We start from the raw sequence: 20866 nt of genomic DNA, 5'->3' as shown, positions 1-20866 counted from the left end.
GAAAGTACATACCTCTCTCTAGCTTCTTTTTTAGAAATTCAATCAATTAAAATATATTTAAACTCTTTTAGATTACCTATTTGTTATAAGTAACATTTCTCTAAGCACCTTACATGCAACAGCAGTTGATACTCCTGTTTGATCATATTGTGGTGATAATTCATTAATATCAAAACCAACAATATTCAATCCTTTAAGCTTTAAAATAGAATTTAGTAAGGTATTAAACTCTATTCCTCCTGGTTCTGGAGTTCCTGTCCCAGGAAATACTGATGGGTCTAACACATCTAAATCTATAGTTACATAGACTGGATGCTCTTTAACTTTCTCAATTGCATACTCTAAGTTGTCGCAGTTAAATTTGTTTGTAAATACATGATCTTTTCCCCAAAGGAATTCCTCTCTATCCCCTGAGCGTATTCCAAATTGAAATATTTTATCATCTCCAACTAAGTCCCAAACTCTATGAAGAACTGTTGCATGAGATAATTTTTGCTCTAAATAACTATCTCTTAAATCTGCATGAGCATCAAAATGTATTACATGAACATCAGGATATTTCTTAAATACTCCCCTAAATGCTCCAAGTGTTACTAAATGCTCTCCCCCAATCATAGCCGGAATCTTAAAATCTTCTACTACTTTAGTTGCAAAGTCCTCTATACATTTAAGTGAGCCTTCTGTATTACCAAAAGGTAATTCCAAATCTCCACCATCAAATATATTCATGTCATAAAGGTCATCATCTTGGTATGGACTATAACTTTCAAGTCCCCAAGATTCAAGCCTCATAGTTTGACTTGCAAATCTTGTACCTGGTCTAAAGGATGTAGTTGAATCAAAAGGTGCTCCAAATACTACAACACTTGACTTATCATACTCTGATTCACAGCCTATAAATGTACTAACATTCTTATTCATTTGCATCTTCTAGCATTTCCTTTACGTAGTTTGGAAGAGCAAATGAAGCCTTGTGAAGGTCTGTATTATAGTACTTAGTCTTTAATCCTAAGTTATTCCACTCTTCTATGCTTTCACTATTTATTGGATCATATTTCTTTGATGCAAATCCAAATAACCAATGTCCTGAAGGATATGTTGGAATATGTGCTTGATATACTCTGCATATTGGGAATGATTCTTTTATTCTCTTATGAGCTCGCTTCATTGATTTTGCATATTCCTCATAATATGGACTTTCATGTTGATTTACTAAAATCCCATCTTCTTTAAGAGCTTTAAAGCAGTTTCCATAGAATTCTTTTGTAAATAATCCTTCTCCTGGTCCAAATGGGTCAGTTGAATCAACAATTATTAAGTCATACTTATCTTCTACTGTTCTTACAAACTTTAATCCATCTTCAAAGTATAAAGTTACTCTCTCATCATCAAGCTTTGAAGCAGTTTGAGGTAAGTATTCCTTGCATACATCAACTACCATCTTATCAATTTCAACCATATCAATCTTTTCAATTGATTCATATCTTGTAAGCTCTCTTACAGTTCCACCATCTCCAGCTCCAATTACTAATACATTTTTTATATTAGGATTTGTTGCCATGGGAACATGAACTATCATATCGTGATAAATAAATTCATCCTTCTCTGTTACCATCATAAGTCCATCTAGTGTAAAGAAAGTTCCAAACTCCTGTGATTTAAAAACATCTATTCTTTGAAAATCACTTTGCCCCTTAAATAATTGCTCCTCAACCTTAATTGAAAATCTAACCTTATCTGTATGTTCTTCTGTGTACCATAATTCCATTTTCCATACCTCCTTAATCTATTAAAACGTTTATATATTCAATATTCATATCTTGAGGGCCAGTTATTAAACTTCCCTTTGATTTTGAATACTCTATACACTCAATTGCCTCTTTTGTTATAAGCTCCCCTGGTGCTAATATTGGTATTCCAGGTGGATAACACATAACAAATTCTCCTGTTATTCTGCCTTCACTCTCTTTCAGAGGGATACTTGTCTTCTCTGCATAAAATGCTTCCTTTGGAGTAACCTTAACTATTGGATTTATATACTCATGATCAAATATAAAAATCCCTTCCTTCTTGTGGATTCTCTTAATCTCACTTAAAGCTGATACAAGTCTTTCTATGTTGTACTTTGTATCACCAACTGATATTATTGCTAGAATATTAGCTGTATCACCAAGTTCTATCTGTATTCCATAGTCATCTCTTAATATGTCGTATACCTCTATTCCAGCTAGTCCTACCCCTAAAGTATTTATAGTTAATTTAGTTACATCAAAATCATAAATATTATCGCCATTTACAATTTCTTTTGAAAAAGCATAGTAGCCTCCAATTTTATTTACTTCGTTTCTTGCATACTCTGCAAGTTCTACTATGTCTTCAAAAATCTTTTCACCATTAGTTGCAAGATTCTTTCTTGCAATATCTAAAGATGATAATAAAAGATAAGATGCACTTGTTGTTTGAGTTAGATTTATAACTGTTCTTACATAATCAGGATTTATATTATTACACTTCATAAGAAGAATTGAACTTTGAGTTAAAGAACCTCCTGTCTTATGTATACTAACAGCTGCCATATCTGCACCAGCTTCCATAGCTGATGGTGGAAGATTCTTATCAAAGTAAAAATGTGTTCCATGTGCTTCATCAACTAAAACATACATGCCATGTTCATGAGCCAACTTAACTATTTCTTTAAGTGGAGAACAAATTCCATAATAAGTTGGATTGTTAACAAAAATAGCTTTAGCATCCTTGTTCTCTAGTATTGTTTTTTCTATATCCTTTATAGACATTCCAAGTGAAATACCTGTTTTCTCATGTGTTCCAGGATTAATATAAACTGGCTTTATTCCAGCTATTATTAAAGTATTAATAGCTGATCTATGAACATTTCTTGGAATTATAATCTTATCTCCATCTTTACAAACAGTCATAATCATAGCTTGTACTGCTGAAGTTGTTCCATTTACCATAAAGAATGCTCTATCTGCACCAAAAGCTTCTGCAGCTAAACTTTCAGCATCTTTAATTACTGATGTTGGATGGCAAAGATTATCTAAAGGTTTCATAGAATTTACATCAACTGATAAACAATCTTCCCCTAAAAACTCTCTAAGTTCTTCATTTCCTCTACCTTGCTTGTGTCCTGGCACATCAAAAGGAACTATTCTTTGGTTTCTATACCACTTTAGCGCCTCATATATTGGGGCATTTTCTTGAGATAATTTATTCAAAAAACTAAGCCTCCCTTCTTAATAAACATTCACTCCACAATAAATTTCTATCATCTCTTTAGTCAGTCTATCTCTTATGTCTCTTCTCTCATCTGGTGATAATTCATATGGATCTGAATTGAATAAGTAATTATTTAATTTAATATCTTTAACCATCATCTTTGTATGGAATATATTTGATTGATACATATTTACATCCATAGCATCATAACGCTTTAATATATTGTCATCTATAAAATCTTGTATTGTCTTCATCTCGTGATCTATATAACACTTGCGTCCATCAACATCTCTTGTAAATCCACGAACTCTATAATCCATAGTGATTACATCTGAGTCAAAACTATTTATTAAATAATCTAATGCATTTAATGGAGATATCATCCCACAAGTTGAAACGTCAATATCAACTCTAAAAGAAATGATGTCATTGTTTGGATGAAACTCTGGATATGTATGCACAGTAAGGTGACTCTTATCTAAATGACCCACAATACTATCTCTTAGATCCACATATGAAAGTTCCCCCTTGTTACAGGATGGATCAATATTGGCAACTGGTAGTGCCTCCTCTGTGATAAGGATATTAACACTAGCCCCTTGTGGCTCATAGTCTTGTCTTGAAATATTAAGTACATGGGCTCCAATTATTTCTGTTACATCACATAATATTTTTGTTAAACGCTCTGAATTATATTGCTCATCTATATATTTAATATAATCCTCTTTTTCTCTTTCTGTTTTTGCATAACAAACATCATAGATGTTAAAACTTAATGTTTTTGTTAGATTATTAAATCCATAAAGTTTTATTTTTTCACTCACTGCATACACACCTCTTCTCATTACTTTTTGATATTTAGCTAAATTTCAGATTTTTCGGCTTTATTATATATTACAATTTTTCTTTTTTCTATCACTATAAACTTACATATATTCAACTTAATTACATTTATTCAAAATATTATCTTTTGTTAAACAAATACTAAATAAAAAATTTAGTATTACTAAACAGCCAACTATTATAATCAAATTTTTATTAAGCATTGATATAACTTATATCTAATCCCTTATTTCCTATAAAAGTAAAAAACCTAAATTTAAAATTTATTTTTAAAATTTCAATGTTAAATCTATGTTAAATCTTTATGAATTTGCATTCATAACAGATTTTATTACTTTAGAGTGCTAAATTTATACTATTTTATAATATGAAAGGCAGATATACCTCCCTGTATATCTGCCTTTTTAGTATTTACTCACATTGTCTTTTTACATGATTCAATGCATTTTCATCATTTTTTCTAGATATATTGATACGTTTTTATACTCTAAAAACGTATTAAATTCATATTTATTTACATTTAATTTATATATTTTATTTATATGACTTTTATAACTTAATACACACCATAAACTTTCTAATTATATTTTCTATAATTAGAAATATATTAATGAGTCTCTTATTTTTTTACCATTGTAATTAGATATTTAAACTAATCTTTTAGAACCCTAAGAGGTCTCATCATATCATAATCCTCATGTTCAAGTATATGACAATGCCATACAAAGTCACCTACATGATCTTTAAAGTGCATAATAATTCTTGTAATCTTTCCACCATCAACTCTTACCGTATCCTTAAATCCCTTTTCAAAATCTAAAGGTTCCTCTGGTGGTCCAGTAAACACAATTTCTCCTGTTCTTCGATACTCTTCAACATCAAAAGGTGTCCTATCTAGTATTTTAAATTGAACTAAATGCACATGAATAGGATGTGGAAATGGGAATGTATTTATTATATTCCATATCTCTATACTATCTATTTCAGGTTTTTCAGTAGTAGGATCTGTCCAAGTTTTATCATCTAATAAGAACATTTGTCTATTAAATCTATCTAATCTTTGAGTTAGTGGTAGGAATCTAGTATTTTTAACTAAAGTTTGATTTATAGGCTCAGCATGATTTATTTCTTCTGGGATTTCACTTGTATCTGCATCAGTTAAAGGCATAACAACCTTAAATTTCATTATTACATTAGTATTATTGTCAGCACCAAATCCTGAATTTAATAATGTAATCTCTTCTCCTTTAAATTTTGAAAAGTCTATGATAACATCCACTCTTTCAGCTGGTTCTAAAGTTATGCTTGAAACCTCCATCGTGTGATCAATGAATCCACCATCAGTACCTATTTGATAAAAACTTTCACCATTTGATAAGCTTAAATCATATGGTCTTCCATTAGAACCATTTAAAATTCTAAATCTATATTTACGAGGCTCTACATTAAGATAAGGCCATAACTTTCCATTTACCGCTATAGTGTTTCCAAAGAATAACCCTACTATTGAAGGGATCGGCGCATTTGGATTATTTACTACTCTATCAGGGTAGAATAATGAACCATCCTCATTAAAGCTTTTATCTTGTATAAGAAGTGGTATTTCATATCTTCCCCTAGGAAGATTAAGTCTTTTTTCTAAACTATCTCTAATAATATAGAAACCAGCAAGACCAGCATAAACATTTAATCTTGTTATCCCCATAGAATGATCATGGTACCATAAAGTAGTACCTGGTTGATGATTAGTATATTCATAAACTTTTCTTGTGAATTTTTTTCCTACCTGTGAGTAATCTTTTGTAAACCAAGCTTCTGGATGACCATCACTATCAGAGTCTACATTTGCTCCATGTACATGAACTACGCTTCTCACATCTGGAAGATCAATAGTACTATGAAGACTATGATCTATTGGAAGGAAATGTTTATCAGGAAGGTAATTAGTCCACTTTACAGAAATAGCTGAGTCCTTAGCTACCTCAATAGTTGGTCCAGGATATATTCCATTATATCCCCATATTTTAGTGAATGGAAAATCCCTATGGAATTTATGTCTTGCTTCCCTCATTACAATATTATAATAAGGATTTTTATTTGTGTTATCACAACTATTTATTGATCTTGCAATAGGGGGAATCACTAAAGGATCTCTAAATTTAGAAATAGTGTCCGGATCAGAAGGGTTAACTTTTCTATTTTGTCTTCCGTCTCTATTACTTGGCTTTTCTTCTTTTTTAATTTTCTCCTCTTCTTCATTTGCTTCTTCTTCTGTTTTAACTTCCTCTTCTTCTTTTTTCATCTCTTCTTCTTCCTTTTTAACTTCCCCTTCTTCCCTTAGCTCTTCTTCCGTTTTAACTTCCTCTTCTTCCTTTAGCTCTCCTTCTTTTTTAGCCTGACCCTTTTCTTCCTCCATTGGCTTTTCTTCCTTTTTAACCTGACCCTTTTCTTTTCCCGTTAGCTTTTCTGTTTTAATCTGCTCCTCTTCCTTATTAAGTTCTATTTCTTTCTTATTAATCTCCATTGTATTCACATCCTTTTATTACGCTATATATTGCCTTTGTTAAAAACTTACTACATTATATGAATGTGCTATGTGTTTGTGTTTTGTATAGTTTAGTATTTGAAATTATCAAAAGTAATTTAAAGAAATGGTTAAGACAAAAAAGTGTAGTTATCTAATCTAGATAACTACACTTAATTACTTAATATATCTTCTTTAAATCTTATATATTACTTTACATAACTCTTAAATTAAACTTTATATTTTAAATTATTATAGCCCAATTATAGTTAATACTATCAAATTATTTTACTACTATTCTCTAAGATACTCTTCTGCAAGTAATGCATACATAGAATAATCACAAATTCCTTGATTATTTATATCTGCCTTTCTCATTGTTCCTTCGTATTTCAATCCACATTTCATCATTACTTTTCCAGAGTTTTGGTTTAACGGATCATGTCTTGATTCAATACGATTTGCTCCAACCTCATCTACAAAATATTTAATTAAAGCATTTAGTGCTTCTGAAGTAACCCCTCGATTCCACCACTTTTTCCCGATGCAATAACCAACATGAACCATTCCTATCTCTTCATCTTGACGTACAATACTTATACATCCAATAGGTTCATCTCCATTTGATTTTAGTACAATAGCCCATTGATAAAAATTTGAATTTTCATATTCATCTATCCAACTTTTTAAGATATCCCTCGAAACTTCAATGTTACCATGTGGTTTCCAAGTAAGAAACTTTGTAACCTCTGAGTCATTCGCCCAATTTTTATACATAGCCTCTGCATCTGATAATTCAAACTTTCTTAAAATTAAATTTTTAGTCTCTATTCTTTTTGTTCCCTTATGATTCATAATAGCCCCCTTATACATTCCTTAATTAACAATATATATAACAATTACTAACTTAATTATTCCCTCATACTTCTATTTCATATAGTTCTTCTTCTAAAGAATTTAAAAAATCATACAAAATTTTAGTTCGTCTTTCTGCAATATTTTTTGCAGTTTCAGTATGCATTAAATCCTTTACTATTAAAAGCCTATTATAAAATAAGTCTAAAGCGTAATTTAAACTATCTGGATCTCTTTCCCTGCAAAAAGGGTCATCAAATTTATATAACTTACTATTCATTAACCCAGCAGAGGCAAAGGTTCTCATTATAGAAATGGCTCCTGTTGCCTCTAAACGATCTGCATCCTGTAATATCTTAGCTTCAAGGAATTCTGGAATTATACCTTTAGAAAATGAACATTCTCTTATTGATGTGTGCACTTTTGATATTTTATCCTTAGGATAATAAGGTAATGATTCTAATATACTAGCTGCAAAATCTGCACTCTCACCTGCTGAATATTTTGACTTCTCACTATCTTTTGGATAGCAAATAATATCATGAAATAATGCAGAAGGAACAATAATATCTAAATCTCCATTTTCTTTCCTTGCTATAAATTCAGCATTTTTTAAAACCCTAAGAGTATGATAGATATCATGAGCTGAATCACCCTCTTGAAACTTTTCTTTTGTGATATTAATTAATTTGTCTTTCATAATATTATCCATTATTTCCTCCTGACAATTTAATTTATAGTATAAGATTGACAATCACGAATTAATTATACCAAAATTTTCATATAAATTTTAAATACCGTATATTCTATTTTGAATAATACGGTATTTTAATTATATTTTTCCTTATATCTTAAATATTCTAATCAACAAACTGTATTTTAACACATTCGTATTCCTATCAACTAATCTAATTTTTCAACATACTGTTTTGCTTCTATTAGAGACATTTGTGTTTGTTCACGAATTCTTTTTATAGCTTCAACTTCTTTTCCAGTTCGTTTTAGATGAATGGCGAGTTCTTTTAATTCATCTGAAACCCAATAAGATGATAAGTTGTCATGTCCTGTTAGTTTGCATAATTGATTTAGACAATCTTCTTGACTTTTTACTCTTCTCTTTAATATAGAGATTTCATTAAATGCCAGCATACCACTAATAATCAATAGTACAGAAATAACGTATTCCATGTGTTTTCCTCCTGATAAAAATAATAGTTTCCAAAATCTAATTTCTCTAACTCAAAAATTACTACCGTTTTAAGTAAATTATAACATATTTTATAAATACCGTATTATTCAATTTTCAAAGATCATTTAGTTCGAAATATTATGGAATTGCGAACAAAAAATACCGCATATTCCTTTCTAAATAATGCGGTATTTTCATTAATTTATATTTAATTGTATCTTCGTAATATCTTAACATTATGATTGATTATATCTTATATAAAAATCTAAATTTATCAAGTTTTCCGTATATCTTTTAAAATTTCTTGATTAAGTTTTTTATCATGATATGATTTCAATAAACTCAAAGAAGTAATAGAGCCTACTAATGCCATTAACATATCCCATTGTGTATCCCAAATATCTCCCTGTGTTCCTAAGAATGATTCAGCACTATCTCCAGTAACCCTTGCAACTCCAAATTCAAGTAACTCATAAGAAGCACTAATCGTAAGGCATATACAAATAACTATAAAAGATAAATACTTCTTTTTATTTAAAACTTCATTTTTTATAAGCACTTCTCTTACTATGATTGCAGGAATAAACCCTTGTGCAAAATGACCTAATCTATCATAGTAATTTCTACTTAAACCAAAAGTATCTCTAATCAAATTAAAAACAGGCATTTCAGCATAAGTATAATGCCCTCCAACAATTAGAATTATTGAATGTATCCAAATAAGTAGATATAAAAAATTTGAAAACTTATATTTAGGATATAAATATATCAATACTAAACTCCCTATTAGTGCTGGTAAAATTTCTAAAAACCATGTAAATAAGTCTTTAGGATTAATCGCTGACCATATAAATACACCAATTAAAGTAAGTAGTAGTAGTAAGTGAAATTTTTTATCATTCGTCATGTTTCCTCCTTTGTTATTTAAGTATGGAAATGATGTTATTTTTATTTATGATATCATAATGATATAATCACATTCCATATCTAATATATGGAGTATATTGCTTGTTATGGGAAATACCATTTTATTTCCTAATAAAATTAATGATTAATACCTCAGAAAAAAATGCAGACAAGTTATCAAAGTGATAAATAAAAATGATAAGATTAGCCAATTGTCTGCAACATTAATTATAGTTTGTTGATCTTTTGTCCATTAACCTATAATATTGAGCATTTGCTCTCTGTCGTTCTACATTAATAACAAATTCTAAATTTTCAACTTTAGTCTTTCTCAAAATTATATTTTCCGATTCTTTTATGATATATTTCATATACTAATTTATCCTTATATATTTAGTACATAATATCTTGGAATTAAGAACTAAAAATACCGCATATTTCTTTCTAAATAATACGGTATTTTCATTAATTTATATTTAATTGTATCTTCGCAATATATTAATTTTGAGAATTAACAGTAATTATTATAGCAATATCACAAGTTGTCTGTACTTGGTGTAGTTTGCTAATGCTCTCTTTAAGCATGACTTCTACTGTTATGTTTTCTGAATCCAAACTATGCTAAATTAAAATTGTGAGCAGAATCATTATTATACGTATTTATAAACTGTATTATTTATATTGTTTAGTACTTCTTTAAATTCATTAGATTTAATAATAAATGTCTTTTCTGGTACTCCTGGTGAGAAAATTATTTTATCATGATTAAATATATCTTCATCTATTATAAGAGATATATTTTCTTCATATCCAAAAGGTGATACACATCCAGGCATACATTGTGTTATTTGCATTAGTTCTTCTCCTGAACAGATAGATACTTTTCCACCTACAATATTTTTTACAACTTTTGAATCTAGTTTTTTCCCTTCTGTTGTTACAAATATATAGTAATTTCCAGACTTGTCTTTTATAAATAAACTTTTGCTTTCTACTCCGTTATATTGTAATCTTTCTCTTACTTCTTTTGCTTTTTCAAATGATAGAATAGGTTCATGGTCATATTCTTCAAATTTTATATTGTTTTCTTTTAAAATGTTTTTGATATTGTTATACATATATTTTATTTTCCTCTCTATTTTAAGTTAATCATGTTTTACTATTATATAATTCTTACACACTATTATACTATTACGAGTTAATTGTAACATATTTTCTAAATATCATATTTTTTATCTATCTTTCAATTTTCAAAGAACAAATTTTCTTCATTAATTTACCCCCCCTTAAATTACGGCCCAAAATTAAATAAAAAAATAAAACGAGTAATACACAACGTTTTATTAACGCAATATATTCCTCGTTTTTAACTATATTTCTCATAATATAATTTAACAAATCCAATCTTTATAATACTTATATTAGTTTTTAAAGTTTAGCTTAAATATTGTATCCTTCTTGCTGTTAAACATATTATCATAATACTCAAACTCTAAAGTATCTCCACTATTTACTGCATAAGCCATTTGTGCAGTGCATTTTCTACCCTTTGAAACTGCTTTTGGCATCTTTTCTATATTTGCTGGATAAGTGTCTACTGCATTTCCATCAGCATCATATACCTTAAATGCCATAGAATCTATAAATAAATCTTTATCACTATTTAAATTTTCATAAGTGTAAGTTATAATTACAACCTCTTTTGCCTTCTTATCTTCAAATTGATTTCTTTCTTTTGTAGTCTTAACACTATCAATTTTAAGTGAATAATCATCTTTATATTTGTAAATATCTCCTACTCCATATACCTTTTCTTCCTGTTTTTGTTCTTCAGCCTTTTTATCATCTCCTGAAGCTTTAGCAGAATCGCTTGTATCCGTACATCCAACGAATCCTGCACCTATCATCATTACTAATAATCCTAATATTAATATCTTTGATTTCTTAAATAATCTCATTTATACGCTCCCCCTAAGAATATATTATAATTTTATCTTATAAGTATATTTTATATAAAAATTTTAGGGGATTGGTCTGCCCGTAGCATACAAATTAATTATTTTTATTGATTATTCTTACCATTTTTCATACTTTAGTGCCTATTCAAGCTCCTTTATTTAGCTAAGTCAACTTCAATTATCCATTCAAGATACCACTTATAAAATCAGCCTTTGCTTCTGTATACTCACATCTGTTATTTGGATACTTCTTCTCTAAATTTAATTTTAACTCTTCATAGGCCCTTCTCTTACTAACATCATTATTTAAAGTATCCCTAAACTTAATATAATCACACCATTCTTTATCTTCAAATATAACAACATGAATATGATGTGTTCTAGTATTAGCATCAAAATCACCACAGCTAAAGAACCTTTGACTCTCATCATCATTCTTTTTTACATGAATAAATCCCTTATCTTCAAGAGTTTCAATAAGTTTCTCTACATCTTCAAAAGATTTTACTCCAACAGCAATATCAATAATAGGCTTAGCTTTAATCTCCTTTATAGATGTACTTCCTACATGCTGGACATCCACCGCCTTATCTGAAAATATATCTTTTAAATCCTTTATTGTAGCTTCTGCTAAGTTTCCCCATTCATTTGAATGTGGATATAACTTTACTGTATTTCTCTTTAAACCAATCATAATTACCTCCATGCAAATTTATATTTTATATTCCCTTATGTACAATATCTTAATATCTATATATCATGATACCCCTCTGAAAATCATATTAATTATAATATCTAACCTCAATTAAATTAGAGTCATACTGGAAAATACTCTCAAAATAATATTATATTTATCATATCACTTTCTATATTTAATAAAAATACAAAACTACATTTTAATATAAGAAGAAAATGATAACTAAAGTTTATTTACGCGGTACTTAGACCCTTTCTGGATCTCTTTTTTTCACTTATAGCTTAATTCATAAAGTAATTATTTTAGTATTGTTGAAATAGAAACAAAACTTTAATATAATATTGTTAATGCACCAACGGATGGGAGGACAGTCCATGAACAAAGAAGAACAGGTCATGATGGGTTTAAGGGATTTATTAAACAAGATATCTTGGCTTAATAAATTTAAGATGGAAGACAGTCTTAAGGGTTATAAACCTTCCGAAGTACATTGTATTGAATACATTGGAAGAAATATAGACTCCAATGTTACAAAACTTGCAGAATCCTTTTATATGACTAGAGGTGCCATAAGTAAATTAACTAAAAAACTCATAGAAAAAGGCCTTATCGAGAGCTACCAGAAACAGGATAACAAGAAAGAAATCTACTTTAGGCTTACTGAGCAAGGGAAAGTAATTTATAAAATCCATGAGGAACTGCACCAAGAGTTTCGCAAGCGTGATAAAGCCGTATTTGAGAAGGTAACCGATGAACAATTTGACAATATGCTTAGCTTAGTGGAAAAGTATAGTAATCATTTGGATGAAGAAATAAAAAAACTAGAGATAGATACTAAGTCGAAATAAATTTGAATAATGAAAATAAAACCGTAGGCAGCCAAAAACTCTATTGAGAACAGGCTGCATTTTTTATCGCTATTATTTTGTTGACAAGGAAACAAAATTACGATATTATTTTTGTTGACAAAGAAACAAAATATTAACTTTTGAAAGGAGAATTTAAGTGTTCAAATTTAAATCATACAATGAACAGAACACAGAACAGACCGTAGATAAACATGCTTTAATATTCGGTCTTATCTCTATGTTTCTTTGCGGAATAGGCTTCAGTATCATCACACCTGTCGTTCCATTCTTAGTACAACCTTATACAAGCAATCCAGGAGAACAAGCTATAGTTGTTACACTACTGACATCTGTTTATGCAGTCTGCGTATTTTTTGTAGCTCCCGGACTTGGGGCTTTGAGCGACAAATATGGCCGTCGTCCATTACTCTTATTATGCCTTTTTGGTTCCGCAATTGGGTACTTAGTTTTTGGTATAGGAGGATCTCTATGGGTACTATTTGCGGGGCGTATAATAGAAGGTATAACAGGCGGAAGCATAAGCACTATTTTCGCATATTTTGCAGATATCATTCCTAGAGAACAGCGAACCAAATACTTTGGATGGGTAAGTGCAGTTGTAGGTGTAGGTACCGTCATTGGCCCAACTATAGGCGGATTACTTGCCAAGTTTGGTTATTCTGTACCAATGTATTTTGGAGCAATAATAACTTTATTGAATGTTGTTTATGGAGTTTTTTATATGCCTGAGAGCCTTAAGAAGAATAATAGACTAAAAGAGATTACCTTTGTAAGACTTAATCCGTTCACACAGCTTGCAGACATACTTTCCATGAAAAGCTTAAAAAGGCTACTTGTCTCAGCATTCTTACTTTGGATACCAAACGGATCCCTGCAAGCAGTTTTTTCACAATTTACAATAGATACTTTTAATTGGTCACCTGCAATAATTGGACTTATGTTTTCAATTATGGGCTTCCAAGACATCATTTCACAAGGTTTCATAATGCCAAAGCTTGTGATAAAACTTAGTGATAAACAGATAGCAATTCTTGGAATGGCTTCTGAGATTATAGGCTACAGTCTTATTGCAGCATCAGCTTTGTTTTCATTCTATCCTCTTTTTATCGCTGGAATGTTTATATTTGGTTTTGGTGATTCGATATTTGGGCCTTCATTCAATGGGATGCTCTCCAAGTCTGTTGATTCCAGTGAACAAGGAAGGATTCAAGGAGGTAGCCAATCTATTCAGGCTTTAGCAAGAATGATTGGACCTATAATTGGAGGTCAAATCTATGTATCACTTGGTCATGCTTCACCCGCTTTTATGGGTATGATCTTTATATCAGCAGCCATACTAGTTTTGTATAAAAGTTCGCATGTAAATAAATAAACTACCTACTTTATTTAGACAAGCATCCACCTTCATTTCGATTATAGTTGGGGTGAGCTCAAATTCGTTACACACACCTCCACGTAGTGTGTGATAATTTTCTATTGTCCTTCTTCATAAAAGTATACTTCTAAATTGTTGATGTGCTGGTCTAGAAACCTTCTGCACCTTAACAGTTTTGGAGTTTTTTTTATTTATTAATCCTAATATTCAATTTGATAATTCCCAATATATGTTATAATATAACAAAAAGAGGAGGTCTTCATGAAGAAATTTAACGCTAATATTTTATTATTTATCTTCTTATTTTCTATAATATCAATAATTACATTATCCATCTTATCATACTTCAAATTTCCATATACTCATCCTGAATTAAAAGTTAGTTCCTCTAGCGATGATATTGAATTTTATGCAGAAACAAATGGAGGTACTTGGTTTGCTTCCTACGGGGGTAATAGCTTTGACTTAGGAACATATGATTTAGAGAAATTATCTGAAATTGGTTATTCTACTGTTTCATGTAACACTGACATTAAATTAAACTTGTCATTTACTAAAGATATTGAAACATTTAAAGTATATTCTATAAATGAAAATATTAAATCAAATGAAGATCATAAAGAAGTTGAAATGTCTAATTACACAATTACTGCTCCAAAAAAGCCTGGAACTTATGGATATGTAGTTGAAACAATATGGGATGATACGCATAACGTTAGATTTATATTTAAAATTAAAACTGTTTAAATTACTGTGTTAGTATTAGGAGTTAAATTATATAGTAAAAAATTTTCCTAGCCTTATACAAAAATTTTTATAACCTATTGAGAGGATAATATAAATGAATAATTTTTCTATACTTAAAATAGCTAATATATCTTATTTACTATTAATATTTACACTATATATATTAAACATAATAAGCTATTCATTATTTTGGAACCTAAGTATACCTGGTCTTGCCTTAAGTATTTTTATACTAAGGAAAACTGAAACTCTTAAATACAGCAAAATACCTAGGCTTATGAATATAGTAACAAAATAAAGGATACTTAAGAGTATCCTTTATTTTTTCTACGTTTCTTTATCATATGAAGAACTTTTAAATAATGTATCATATTTTAATAGTTCAATTAAATTTTCTCCTTTACTTTTCCAATTCCAAAAATCATTGCTGTAATTAATGATATTCCTGTAGGAATTACAATAATCATATATATTATCCTTAAATATTTCTCCCATAAAACAGTATCGTATAATCTTACGTATCCACTTGATGGATACCACTTTTTAACTTCAAATTTAGTATTATTATTTTTGTCTTCTTTAAATGTTCCATAAAAATCAAAATCTATATATTTAGGATTTCCTTCTGTAAATGTAGTTAATTTTGGAGTATTTCCATATATACTTTCCCCTTCTAAATTATGACCTTTTGCTGCAAATCCAGCCATTTGTGAGTGATAAACCTTTATCATTGTATAATCCGAATTATCTAAAGTTCTTGCTATTTTATATGGAAGAAATGGTAATACTAAAACCAAAATTCCAATAAGAATTACTATATATTTTCTTGCTTTCCTTTTCATAATCCCCCCAACACCCTAATACATTTTATCCAATATATGTTATCATAAGTATATCATATTAATCTAGTTTAATGAATAATTGCCATGTAAAACTACAACTTCTGGAGGTATTATAAATGAAAAAAATGTTTTTTGGAGCGACCATTCTATTAGTTGGAACACTAATTACATTAACACTATTCTCCCTTTCTGTTATTAGTCCTATTGACTACAATGGTACATCCGGCCTACACGCCTTCTTAAATGGAACAGGCTCTGCTTTTTACTTTATACTTGCAGTAATAGCTAGTATATACGGACTCATAGTCTGCTTTATTGAATCACGTAAAAATTAAAATTAAAGTTATCAAAAAAACATTATAAAGTAAAGTGAGGGATAGCAATGAAAATTGAGTATGCAAGTGAACTAGCCTTTCAATATATACTTGATAATGATAAACATATATCGAAAGAACTACTAAACACTAAAATCAAAACAAAAGAAATTATTATAGTAAGAAACCACGATAATAAAAATATTGGTTGGCTAAGATATGGCTACTTCTGGGATAATACACCATTTATGAATATGCTTTATATTGATGAAAACTATAGAAATAATGGCATTGGAAAAGATTTAATTAATTTCTGGGAAAATGAGATGAAAAACAAAGGTTATAAATTAGTTATGACATCAACTTTATCCAATGAGAATTCACAACATTTCTATAGGAAATTAGAATATAAAGACGCCGGTAGCCTCCTATTAGAAGATGAACCTTTAGAAATAATTTTCACTAAAAAAATATAACTACAAAATGTTAATAAAAGAATTTCATTCTTAAATGAAGCCAGCTCTGCTTTTTACTTCATACTTATAATGATAGTTAATATATACTGACTTATAGTAGCTTTATTAAATCACGTAAAAATTAAAAATACAATTATCTAAAAGTAAGATTATTTTTAAATCAATATGTCTATTTTAGATAATTAATATTAGATTACCATATATCCCAAAGTTTTTATGGAAAATATATTAAATATCCACAATTAATTCCTATTAATTTATTCAATTAGAATTAAAAGCTATTATCAGTACTATATTATGAGTACTGATAATAGCTTTTAAAAATATTATTTCTTAAATTTCTTACTTACATTCATATAAATTAAAGTAAATATTATAGAAATATACATGATTACTTCCCCTATGATAAATAATATCTTCTTTTCAAATACTTCACTTAAAGCAAATAGTAATATAGAAAGAGCAATTACAAACATGAATTTACCCATGTATTTGCATAAGGCAGGTACATTATATTCTGCTTTCTCTTCCTTTGACATTGTATTAAGTCCCGCAATAAGAAATGCTCCCTTTCCCATTGAAAAAATGACTCCTAAGAAAACAAATAATCCTATAAATAATCCAACGAAAATCATTCTAAAATCCATAAGTTTAATCCTCCTTTAATTATATACACCTTATACTCTAACAACTTATATTTTTTCTTTAGGAATAGTAACTATTTATCATTAATTAATCTATATCTATATTAACTTATAATCGTAATAATCCACCTGACAATCAGTCTTAAAACCACATTTTTTATATAAATTAAGAGCTATTGGGTTACTAGAATCTACATCAAGCACTGCCTTATCACACTTTGCAAGCCCAACCTTTATTGCATATCCCATAAGTTCCTTTCCAAATCCTCTTCCACGATATTTAGAATTAATTCCAACATTATAGATATAAGCTTCTTCTTTATCATACTTTAGAGCGAAAGCTCCTATAGGAATTTCATTTTCATAAGCTATATATCCTTTTCTACTTTCCGAATCTATTATAGTATCAATAAAATTGGGGTTGTATTCTAAATTTGAAAATGATTCTAAATTAATCCCAACATATATTTCTCTATTTGAATTATCAAGTTCTATAAAATTTAAGTGTGAATATTTGGGTATTCCTTCAACTCCATCATGAGCCATTTTATATTCTGAATGCTCCCACTTTGCTTCATTAAATCTTCCCAAAACTGCAAAGCCACTTTTACTTTTTGGCTCAATTGCTAATAAAACTTTTTCAATACCTGCTTTTAATAACTCTTCTTTAGCACACTGAAACAAAGCTTTGAAATATCCTTTTCTCCTGAACTTTGGATGAGTAAATACTATAACTTCTCCTTCACTTGGACTTGGTATAAATGTATTTAGAAAAGCGACCAATTCATCCTTTTCATATGCCATATAAAAACATGGAACTGTTTTATCAAAGTTAATTTCATTAGATAAAAAGGCATTATTCTTTAGATTCTCCTCCTTAAAAACAATATCTTCTAAAGCCTTAATGTCCTTTATCTGTTCATCTGATAATATATTTGTTTTTTCAATCATCATATATGCCCCTCCATTTCAATTGCCATCACTAATACCAATAATATTTATCTTATACTAACTTCACTTACTTTTTATTACAATTATAGCATAATATATATCTTTAATGACTTATATAACTAATTCTAAATTCTCAATAATTAAATACATTTACTATTACATATAAAAAAAGGATAGCTTAACTATCCTCTCTCTACTTTAAATTCACTTTTATAATTTTATCTTTTAATACTTCTATATTATCTTTATCTCTAAGTATAGGAACTATATAAATTTCATCACCTTCAGGCATTATATATTGATTCAGATATGAATTTTCTTCTTTGTTTTCAAATCCTGCAATATACTTTAATTCTTTTTTAGCATCCCATACTATAAAGTCTAACTTTTTGCCCTTTTTATTGATGCTAATTCTATTCTCTACAAGTATCCTTGCTGGGTACCTCTTTACTTTAAGAATTTCAATTTTATCTCCATCATTTTCTATTACTTTATTTACCTTATACTCTTTAATAGAATTTGCTTTATTATCCAATGATAACTTTAATATATTTTTTTCAACTGGAATCTCTTTCTTCTTATCTCCAAAACCAATAAATAAATCACTTATATTTAAGTCTACATCAAGCTTATATGGCATCTTTATCTCATTAGACTCCTTATAATTTTGAATAAAATTAAATGTCATCATTCCAGCAAAAGTATTTTCATCAATAAGGCTTCCCTCTTCTATTGAATACTCATAACCACAATCAACATTCATCTTCATATCAGCATCAAACCAATATTTTTTTGCTTTATCTAATGGCTTATCACTAGTAACTGTATAAAATAACGTCATTTCTAAATCATCATAATATACATCTTCAATATTAATTGAATAATCTCCTGCTTTAATAGACTTTCTAACTCCCTCTACCACATTCTCATATCCATTCCTATCAAATTTTTTATTTAAATATTCTATAACATTTCTTACTATAGGGACTTGATCTGCAAATGCTGGAATACTAAATCCTAATGTAAATATACAAGCTATAAAAATTACCGCTACCTTACTTACACTTTTAAACATATATTTTATTCTTGCCCTTCTACAAGTTTTATTAACTTTCTCCCTAAGTTCATTTGAAGCTTTAACTTCAGATTTTTTTGCCATCTCCTTTAATTCCATATCAAACTTATCCATAATATCCTCCTCTACTTTTCCTTAAGCATTACATAAAGTCTTTCTTTTGCTCTAGATAGCCTTGATTTTACAGTTCCCTCTGCAATATCTAAAGTTTTAGCTATCTCCTTATGACTCATATCATCAAAGTAAAATAATATTGTAGTCACTTTAAATTCCTCTGGCAAATTACTTATAGCATTATATAAATCTATGTGACCACCTTTATCAATTGTATATGTCTCTTCTTCAGCTTTACTATAAATTCTTTTGCTCTTAGAATAAATTTTATTAGATTCATTAATTAAAATTCTGATTAACCAAGTTTTAAAATACTTATCCTTTTTTAATGATTTTATATTTTTATAAGCTTTATAAATTGTATTTTGTATAGCATCTTCAACATCTACTTCATTAGTTAATATACCTTTTGATACTCTGTACATAGAATCTAGATTATCCTGCATTAACTTAGTAAATGCCTCGCTACTCCCCTTCTTTGCTAAACTTATATCAGATTTTTCTACTATAAAGTTTCCTCTTAAAAAATTTATTGATTCCACATTATCCCTCCCTTATGACCATTAGATATTCAATATCTATATAAGGTTCCCTTATATTTATAAATATTTTATTAGAATTAGTATTACAGAATATTATGTAAACAATGTTATAATAGGTATATTATAGTAATTAGCTAAACTCTTCAATATTGTAAAGGAGATAAGATATGGATAATAATAAAACTCTAATATTTGAACCTATAACTAAAGATGACATTTTTCCCTTAACCGATATAATGACAAGAGCTTTCGACTCTGATTCTAAGCTTCATACAGATAATGAAAAAGATGGACCTACTGGATATGATAATGGAGACTTTCTAAGGAAGTGGGCTTTAGAATCACCTTCTGAATCCTATAAAATATTATTAGATAATAGACTTATAGGAAGCTTTATTGTGTTTATAAATGAAAATCAAGAAAACTACTTAGGTAATATCTTTATAGATCCTGATGTTCATAATAACGGTATAGGATTAAAAGTGTGGAAATATATCGAGTCTAAATATCCAAACACTAAGAAATGGACTACTGAAACACCCGGTTTCTCAAAAAGAAATCATAACTTTTATGTAAATAAATGCGGATTTAAAATAGTTAAGATACTTAATCCCCATGACTTACATATTGAAACTTATGTACTTGAAAAAGAAATACTATAAAAAAACTTAAATAGACTTTATAAATTCACTTGAATTTAAGTAATCA

General features: G+C 28.8%; 23 protein-coding genes. 6 read left to right on the top strand and 17 right to left on the bottom strand.

Annotated features, from left to right (window positions below; all coding sequences use genetic code 11):
• Window positions 1-72: 72 nt before the first annotated feature.
• The 12 genes from speB to K5V21_RS01070 all read right to left on the bottom strand — a co-directional run bounded on the left by speB (window position 73) and on the right by K5V21_RS01070 (window position 12206).
• Window positions 73-927 carry an agmatinase gene (speB, locus tag K5V21_RS01125; RefSeq protein WP_221858426.1) on the bottom strand — a complete coding sequence of 285 codons (855 nt, stop codon included), beginning with the start codon at window positions 925-927 and terminating at the stop codon, window positions 73-75.
• Complete coding sequence (speE, locus tag K5V21_RS01120; protein WP_221858424.1) at window positions 914-1768, bottom strand: polyamine aminopropyltransferase; 855 nt, start codon at window positions 1766-1768, stop codon at window positions 914-916. Before speE ends, speB begins: the two co-directional genes overlap by 14 nt.
• 13 nt (window positions 1769-1781) lie before the next feature.
• Window positions 1782-3236, bottom strand: a complete 1455-nt coding sequence (locus K5V21_RS01115; RefSeq protein WP_221858422.1) for an aminotransferase class I/II-fold pyridoxal phosphate-dependent enzyme — start codon at window positions 3234-3236, stop codon at window positions 1782-1784.
• 18 nt (window positions 3237-3254) lie between these two features.
• A complete protein-coding gene (gene speD, locus K5V21_RS01110; RefSeq protein ID WP_221858420.1) occupies window positions 3255-4082 on the bottom strand; it encodes an adenosylmethionine decarboxylase in 828 nt (275 codons plus the stop codon).
• Between the two features lie 650 nt (window positions 4083-4732).
• The gene (locus tag K5V21_RS01105) at window positions 4733-6604 is read right to left on the bottom strand and encodes a multicopper oxidase family protein (protein WP_245000596.1); all 1872 of its coding nucleotides are present in this window, start codon (window positions 6602-6604) and stop codon (window positions 4733-4735) included.
• 294 nt (window positions 6605-6898) lie between these two features.
• Entirely contained in the window at window positions 6899-7459 is a 561-nt protein-coding gene (locus tag K5V21_RS01100) for a GNAT family N-acetyltransferase (protein ID WP_221858418.1), read from the bottom strand.
• Window positions 7460-7523: 64 nt separating this feature from the next.
• Complete coding sequence (locus K5V21_RS01095) at window positions 7524-8171, bottom strand: HD domain-containing protein (RefSeq protein WP_221858417.1); 648 nt, start codon at window positions 8169-8171, stop codon at window positions 7524-7526.
• 191 nt (window positions 8172-8362) lie between these two features.
• Window positions 8363-8647: a 50S ribosomal protein L7/L12 gene (locus K5V21_RS01090; protein WP_221858416.1), complete on the bottom strand. Its 285-nt coding sequence runs from the start codon at window positions 8645-8647 to the stop codon at window positions 8363-8365.
• Between the two features lie 275 nt (window positions 8648-8922).
• On the bottom strand, window positions 8923-9555 hold the full coding sequence (locus K5V21_RS01085) for a DUF2238 domain-containing protein (RefSeq protein WP_221858415.1): 633 nt from the start codon (window positions 9553-9555) through the stop codon (window positions 8923-8925).
• A 649-nt stretch (window positions 9556-10204) separates the two neighbouring features.
• Window positions 10205-10672: a YbaK/EbsC family protein gene (locus K5V21_RS01080; RefSeq protein WP_221858414.1), complete on the bottom strand. Its 468-nt coding sequence runs from the start codon at window positions 10670-10672 to the stop codon at window positions 10205-10207.
• Between the two features lie 303 nt (window positions 10673-10975).
• Entirely contained in the window at window positions 10976-11512 is a 537-nt protein-coding gene (locus tag K5V21_RS01075) for a DUF4352 domain-containing protein (RefSeq protein ID WP_221858413.1), read from the bottom strand.
• 178 nt (window positions 11513-11690) lie between these two features.
• On the bottom strand, window positions 11691-12206 hold the full coding sequence (locus tag K5V21_RS01070; RefSeq protein WP_221858412.1) for a GrpB family protein: 516 nt from the start codon (window positions 12204-12206) through the stop codon (window positions 11691-11693).
• A gap of 377 nt (window positions 12207-12583) precedes the next feature.
• Between K5V21_RS01070 and K5V21_RS01065 the strand changes: the two genes are divergently transcribed.
• From K5V21_RS01065 to K5V21_RS01055, 3 genes are all read left to right on the top strand, one after another.
• Window positions 12584-13057 carry a MarR family transcriptional regulator gene (locus K5V21_RS01065; RefSeq protein ID WP_221858411.1) on the top strand — a complete coding sequence of 158 codons (474 nt, stop codon included), beginning with the start codon at window positions 12584-12586 and terminating at the stop codon, window positions 13055-13057.
• Window positions 13058-13214: 157 nt separating this feature from the next.
• Window positions 13215-14450: an MFS transporter gene (locus K5V21_RS01060; RefSeq protein ID WP_221858409.1), complete on the top strand. Its 1236-nt coding sequence runs from the start codon at window positions 13215-13217 to the stop codon at window positions 14448-14450.
• Between the two features lie 264 nt (window positions 14451-14714).
• Window positions 14715-15200 (top strand): hypothetical protein, encoded by a 486-nt coding sequence (locus K5V21_RS01055; protein WP_221858407.1) that lies wholly within the window; start codon window positions 14715-14717, stop codon window positions 15198-15200.
• A gap of 386 nt (window positions 15201-15586) precedes the next feature.
• Here K5V21_RS01055 and K5V21_RS01050 read toward each other — a convergent pair whose 3' ends face one another.
• On the bottom strand, window positions 15587-16042 hold the full coding sequence (locus K5V21_RS01050) for a hypothetical protein (protein WP_221858405.1): 456 nt from the start codon (window positions 16040-16042) through the stop codon (window positions 15587-15589).
• Between the two features lie 116 nt (window positions 16043-16158).
• On the opposite strand from K5V21_RS01050, the gene K5V21_RS01045 reads away from it, so the two are divergent.
• Both K5V21_RS01045 and K5V21_RS01040 read left to right on the top strand, forming a co-directional pair.
• Entirely contained in the window at window positions 16159-16377 is a 219-nt protein-coding gene (locus K5V21_RS01045) for a hypothetical protein (protein ID WP_221858403.1), read from the top strand.
• A 47-nt stretch (window positions 16378-16424) separates the two neighbouring features.
• Window positions 16425-16832, top strand: a complete 408-nt coding sequence (locus K5V21_RS01040; protein ID WP_221858401.1) for a GNAT family N-acetyltransferase — start codon at window positions 16425-16427, stop codon at window positions 16830-16832.
• A 326-nt stretch (window positions 16833-17158) separates the two neighbouring features.
• On the opposite strand, the gene K5V21_RS01035 is transcribed toward K5V21_RS01040, so the two are convergent.
• The 4 genes from K5V21_RS01035 to K5V21_RS01020 all read right to left on the bottom strand — a co-directional run bounded on the left by K5V21_RS01035 (window position 17159) and on the right by K5V21_RS01020 (window position 20158).
• Window positions 17159-17479, bottom strand: coding sequence for a DUF3784 domain-containing protein (locus K5V21_RS01035; RefSeq protein WP_245000595.1), 321 nt, complete (start codon window positions 17477-17479; stop codon window positions 17159-17161).
• A gap of 96 nt (window positions 17480-17575) precedes the next feature.
• Window positions 17576-18430, bottom strand: coding sequence for a GNAT family N-acetyltransferase (locus K5V21_RS01030; protein WP_221858399.1), 855 nt, complete (start codon window positions 18428-18430; stop codon window positions 17576-17578).
• 190 nt (window positions 18431-18620) lie between these two features.
• Complete coding sequence (locus tag K5V21_RS01025) at window positions 18621-19616, bottom strand: DUF4179 domain-containing protein (protein WP_221858397.1); 996 nt, start codon at window positions 19614-19616, stop codon at window positions 18621-18623.
• An 11-nt stretch (window positions 19617-19627) separates the two neighbouring features.
• Window positions 19628-20158, bottom strand: a complete 531-nt coding sequence (locus K5V21_RS01020; protein WP_307495103.1) for an RNA polymerase sigma factor — start codon at window positions 20156-20158, stop codon at window positions 19628-19630.
• A 167-nt stretch (window positions 20159-20325) separates the two neighbouring features.
• Between K5V21_RS01020 and K5V21_RS01015 the strand changes: the two genes are divergently transcribed.
• Complete coding sequence (locus tag K5V21_RS01015; RefSeq protein WP_221858395.1) at window positions 20326-20820, top strand: GNAT family N-acetyltransferase; 495 nt, start codon at window positions 20326-20328, stop codon at window positions 20818-20820.
• Window positions 20821-20866: the final 46 nt, after the last annotated feature.

Origin of the sequence: Clostridium sardiniense, from assembly GCF_019753795.1 — a bacterium.
In the GTDB taxonomy this organism is placed as follows: domain Bacteria; phylum Bacillota; class Clostridia; order Clostridiales; family Clostridiaceae; genus Clostridium; species Clostridium sardiniense.
This window is presented reverse-complemented; position numbering and strand designations above follow the sequence as displayed.

Coding starts and splice junctions, on each gene's coding strand:
- K5V21_RS01025 (WP_221858397.1), bottom strand. CDS start 19,616: ATGGATAAGTTTGATATGGAATTAAAGGAGATGGCAAAAAAATCTGAA.
- K5V21_RS01035 (WP_245000595.1), bottom strand. CDS start 17,479: ATGGATTTTAGAATGATTTTCGTTGGATTATTTATAGGATTATTTGTT.
- speE (WP_221858424.1), bottom strand. CDS start 1,768: ATGGAATTATGGTACACAGAAGAACATACAGATAAGGTTAGATTTTCA.
- K5V21_RS01040 (WP_221858401.1), top strand. CDS start 16,425: ATGAAAATTGAGTATGCAAGTGAACTAGCCTTTCAATATATACTTGAT.
- K5V21_RS01090 (WP_221858416.1), bottom strand. CDS start 8,647: ATGGAATACGTTATTTCTGTACTATTGATTATTAGTGGTATGCTGGCA.
- K5V21_RS01100 (WP_221858418.1), bottom strand. CDS start 7,459: ATGAATCATAAGGGAACAAAAAGAATAGAGACTAAAAATTTAATTTTA.
- K5V21_RS01095 (WP_221858417.1), bottom strand. CDS start 8,171: ATGGATAATATTATGAAAGACAAATTAATTAATATCACAAAAGAAAAG.
- K5V21_RS01075 (WP_221858413.1), bottom strand. CDS start 11,512: ATGAGATTATTTAAGAAATCAAAGATATTAATATTAGGATTATTAGTA.
- K5V21_RS01105 (WP_245000596.1), bottom strand. CDS start 6,604: ATGGAGATTAATAAGAAAGAAATAGAACTTAATAAGGAAGAGGAGCAG.
- K5V21_RS01045 (WP_221858403.1), top strand. CDS start 16,159: ATGAAAAAAATGTTTTTTGGAGCGACCATTCTATTAGTTGGAACACTA.
- K5V21_RS01030 (WP_221858399.1), bottom strand. CDS start 18,430: ATGATGATTGAAAAAACAAATATATTATCAGATGAACAGATAAAGGAC.
- K5V21_RS01080 (WP_221858414.1), bottom strand. CDS start 10,672: ATGTATAACAATATCAAAAACATTTTAAAAGAAAACAATATAAAATTT.
- K5V21_RS01070 (WP_221858412.1), bottom strand. CDS start 12,206: ATGATTGGTTTAAAGAGAAATACAGTAAAGTTATATCCACATTCAAAT.
- speB (WP_221858426.1), bottom strand. CDS start 927: ATGCAAATGAATAAGAATGTTAGTACATTTATAGGCTGTGAATCAGAG.
- K5V21_RS01085 (WP_221858415.1), bottom strand. CDS start 9,555: ATGACGAATGATAAAAAATTTCACTTACTACTACTACTTACTTTAATT.
- speD (WP_221858420.1), bottom strand. CDS start 4,082: ATGAGAAGAGGTGTGTATGCAGTGAGTGAAAAAATAAAACTTTATGGA.
- K5V21_RS01015 (WP_221858395.1), top strand. CDS start 20,326: ATGGATAATAATAAAACTCTAATATTTGAACCTATAACTAAAGATGAC.
- K5V21_RS01055 (WP_221858407.1), top strand. CDS start 14,715: ATGAAGAAATTTAACGCTAATATTTTATTATTTATCTTCTTATTTTCT.
- K5V21_RS01065 (WP_221858411.1), top strand. CDS start 12,584: ATGAACAAAGAAGAACAGGTCATGATGGGTTTAAGGGATTTATTAAAC.
- K5V21_RS01050 (WP_221858405.1), bottom strand. CDS start 16,042: ATGAAAAGGAAAGCAAGAAAATATATAGTAATTCTTATTGGAATTTTG.